Source organism: Kineococcus glutinatus (assembly GCF_039542765.1).
Taxonomy (GTDB): domain Bacteria; phylum Actinomycetota; class Actinomycetes; order Actinomycetales; family Kineococcaceae; genus Kineococcus_A; species Kineococcus_A glutinatus.
On sequence record NZ_BAABIL010000589.1, the window covers coordinates 1 to 3,771 of the forward strand.

Genomic DNA, 3,771 nt, shown 5'->3' on the forward strand with positions numbered 1-3,771 from the left:
CCGCACCTCCGGGTTGGCCGCGCGCGCCTCCAGGCAGGCCAGCGTCACCGCGCGGTGGGCGCGGAAGCTGCGCTGGTAGGCACCCAGCGCCTCGCGCCACGCCGCCCGCGCGTCCGCGGGGGTACCGGTGAGCAGGTCGCGCTGCTGTGCCTCCGCCTCGGCCACCACCCGGTCCAGCAGCGCCAGCAGCACCGCCTCCTTGGAGCGGAAGTAGAAGTAGAACGTCGGCCGGGAGATGCCCGCGCCGCGGGCGAGGTCGTCGACGGAGACGGCCGACAGCGGCCGCGAGGCCAGCAGCCGCTCGGCGGTGGCGAGGATGGCGCCCTCGCGCTCGTCGCCGCTCGTGGTGGGCCGCCGGCGCCCGCGCGGGGAGGGGGAGCCGGGGGGCGCGGCGGCCGTCATGGCCGACCACCCTAACCGCCGGTGCCCGACGTCGTGTTGACCTCCTCGACGCGGCGTCCATAGCGTGGCGCCCGGCGGGAGGGGCGCGGCATGGCTGGACTCGGTACGGGTGGACCCCGCACGGGTGGGCCCCGCGAGGTCGACGGCGAGGACCTCGACGTCCTCGTCGTGGGCGCCGGGTTGTCCGGCATCGGGGCCGCCTGCCGGCTGCGCCAGCGCCTGCCGGGCCGGCGCCTCGCCGTCCTGGAGGCCCGCGACGCCATCGGCGGCACCTGGGACCTGTTCCGCTACCCCGGCATCCGCTCCGACTCCGACATGTTCACCCTCGGCTACCCCTTCCGGCCCTGGACGGGCGGGCGGACCCTCGCCGACGGCACCTCGATCCGCCGCTACGTGCAGGACACCGCGCGCGAGAGCGGTGTCGCGCAGCTCGTGCGGTTCGGCCACCGCGTCGTGCGCGCCGCGTGGAGCAGCGCCGAGGCCCGCTGGAGGGTCCACGTCGAACGCGGCCCGCAGCGCGAGGCGGTGGTCTTCACGTGCCGGTTCCTGTTCTGCTGCACCGGTTACTACCGCTACGACGCCGGTCACGCCCCCCGCTTCGCCGGGCGGGACGACTTCGCCGGGCCCGTGGTGCACCCCCAGCACTGGCCCGCCGACCTCGACGTCCGCGGCCGCCGCGTCGTCGTCGTGGGCAGCGGCGCCACGGCCGTGACGCTGGTGCCCGCCCTCGCCGACCTCGGCGCGCACGTCACCATGCTGCAGCGCTCGCCGGGCTACGTGCTGTCGCTGGGCTCCCGCGACCGGACGGCCGAGCGGCTGCAGCGGCTGCTGCCCATCCGCGCCGCGATCGCCGCCGTCCGCTGGCGCAACGTCGCCACCAGCGCGGCGCTGTACCGGCTCAGCCGCCGCCGCCCGGAGCTGGTCAAGCGGTTCGTGCGGCGCAAGGCGGTCCAGCAGCTGCCGGTGGGCTTCGACGTCGACACCCACTTCGCGCCGCGCTACCAGCCGTGGGACCAGCGGATGTGCTTCGCGGCCGACGGGGACCTGTTCCGGGCCCTGCGCTCGGGGCGGGCCGAGGTCGTCACCGCCGGCATCGACCGCCTCACCGCCGCCGGGGTGCGCCTGGACACCGGCGCGGAGCTGCCCGCCGACGTCGTCGTCACCGCCACCGGCCTGGAGCTGCTGCTGCTCGGTGGGGTGGCGCTGGAGGTCGACGGCGTCCCCGTCGACCCGGCCGGCACCGTGGTGCACAAGGGGGCGATGCTGTCCGGGGTGCCGAACCTGGCCCTCACCATCGGCTACACCAACGCCTCCTGGACGCTCAAGGCCGACCTCGTCGCCGAGCACGTCTGCCGCCTGCTGCGCCACATGGACCGCCGGGGCCACGACGTGGTCACCCCGCTGGCGCCGCCGGAACCGGCCACCGAACCGCTGATCGACCTGCGCGCCGGGTACGTGCTGCGCGCCCTGGACCGGCTGCCGCGGCAGGGGCGGCGCGCGCCCTGGCGGCTGCACCAGAACTACCCCCGCGACCTGCTCCTGCTGCGCCACGGCCGCCTCGGCGACGGCCTGGTGTTCTCCCGCCGCCCACCCGCCCGCGGTGCCCCGGCGCCGGCGCGGCCCCCCGCGGCGTCAGCCCGCCAGGTGCCCCCAGTCCTCCGCCAGCTCTGACCAGCGCCCCGTCGCCGCCACCCGGCCGCCCTCCAGCACGACCACCACGTCCGCGCGCTCCAGCGCCGAGCGCTTCGACGTCGACCCCACCACCGTCGTGCCCCGCCGGCGCAGCGCCTCCCACAGCTCCAGCTCCGTGCGCGCGTCCAGGGCGGAGGAGACGTCGTCGGCCACGATCAGCTCCGCCTCCGTGGCCAGCGCCCGCGCCAGCGCCAGGCGCTGCACCTGCCCGCCCGACAACCGCACCCCCCGGTGCCCGACCACCGCCCCTGGCCCACCGGCCGCCGCGACGTCCACGCCCAGCTGCGCCGCCGACAGCGCCGGCGCCGCCGCCCGGTCGTGGTCCAGGACCACGTTGTCGACGAAGCTGCCCGACAGCACCCGCGGCACCTGCCCCACGTACGCCACCTGCCCCGGGCGCAGGAACACCTGCGGGTCGGCGACCTCGCGCCCGTTCCAGCGCACCACCCCCTCGTGGTCCACCAGGCCCACCAGGCTCGACAGCAGGCTCGACTTGCCCGAGCCCACCCGCCCGGCCAGCAGCACCAGCGAACCGCGCTCCACGACCAGGTCCACGCCCTCCACCCCGACCGTGCCGTCGTCGTGGACCGCGCTGAGCCCCTCCAGCGCCAGCTCCCGCAACGGCACCCGCCCCGCCGGCGCCGGCGGTGGGGTGCGCCCCGCCACCAGGTCCACCGCCGGCGGCAGCGCCGTCACGTCGCGCCCCCCCGACAGCTCGGTGGCCGCCTGCACCCAGCGCCGCGCCACCGGCGCCTCCAGGACCGCCGCGCCCGCGCACGTGCCGAACCACGCGAACCCCGCCAGGGTCGTGCTCAGCAGCAGCGCCGTCGCCAGCTCCCACGCCCCCAGCAGCACACCCGCCCAGGCCAGCACCACACCCGCCTCGCACAGCACCCCCGGCACGCCGTTGAGCACCGCCCGCACCCGGTGCTCGCGGATCGACGCCGCGATCCGGCGGCCGTCCACCGCGCGCAGGTGCTCCTGCACCGCGGAGGTGGCGGTGGCCAGCTTCACCGTGCGGGCCGCCTCCACCGCCGAGGCCAGCGCCTGCCCCAGCCGGGCCCGCTCGTCACCGGCGGCGCGGGCGGCGCCACCGGCCAGCGGGGCGCCCGCCGCCGACACCAGCGCCGAGACCAGCAGCACGGCGCCCAGCACCGCCGCGGCCAGCACCCGTCCGCCGAAGGCCGCGGTGGCCAGCACCAGCAGCGACCCCAGCAGCACGTCCACCCACCGGTCGGCGTAGAGGACCAGCCGGTCGGAGTCCAGCGCGCGCGCCACCACCTCGCCCGGCGACGTGCGGCGCAGCCGGCGCTGCATCGTCTGCCCGCGCAGCACCGACAACCGCAGCCGCAGCGTGCACGAGACCCACCACAGCGGGTAGACGCGGAACGCGAACGCCAGCGCCGGTGGCACCAGCAGCAGACCGCCCGCCAGCACCAGCACCTGCGGCCACGGTGTCCGGCCCGCGCTCAGGGCGGCCACCACCTGCCCCCACAGCCAGCCGGTGACCACGCCGTAGGTGCCCACCAGCGAGGTGGTCAGGAACCCCACCGCGCCCAGCAGGCCCCAGGTGGGGTGCGCGCGCAGCAGGGCCAGCACCGCGCGGGCCAGCGACGGGCGCACCGCCGCGACTCCGGGCCGGTGCCGGCGGCGGGTGGTGGTCGTCACCACCGCCCC

At 77.6% G+C, this 3,771-nt stretch carries 3 protein-coding genes; 1 reads left to right on the forward strand and 2 read right to left on the reverse strand.

Annotated features, from left to right (window positions below; genetic code table 11):
- The coding region (locus ABEB16_RS18700; protein WP_345713721.1) for a TetR/AcrR family transcriptional regulator at window positions 1–402 on the reverse strand (402 nt) is incomplete at its 3' end.
- Between the two features lie 90 nt (window positions 403–492).
- Here ABEB16_RS18700 and ABEB16_RS18705 point away from each other — a divergent pair.
- A complete protein-coding gene (locus tag ABEB16_RS18705; protein ID WP_345713722.1) occupies window positions 493–2,073 on the forward strand; it encodes a flavin-containing monooxygenase in 1,581 nt (526 codons plus the stop codon).
- On the opposite strand, the gene ABEB16_RS18710 is transcribed toward ABEB16_RS18705, so the two are convergent.
- Window positions 2,035–3,771, reverse strand: a 1,737-nt coding sequence (locus tag ABEB16_RS18710; RefSeq protein WP_345713723.1) for an ATP-binding cassette domain-containing protein, incomplete at its 5' end; no start/stop codon positions are given. The two genes, ABEB16_RS18705 and ABEB16_RS18710, sit on opposite strands and share 39 nt — an antisense overlap.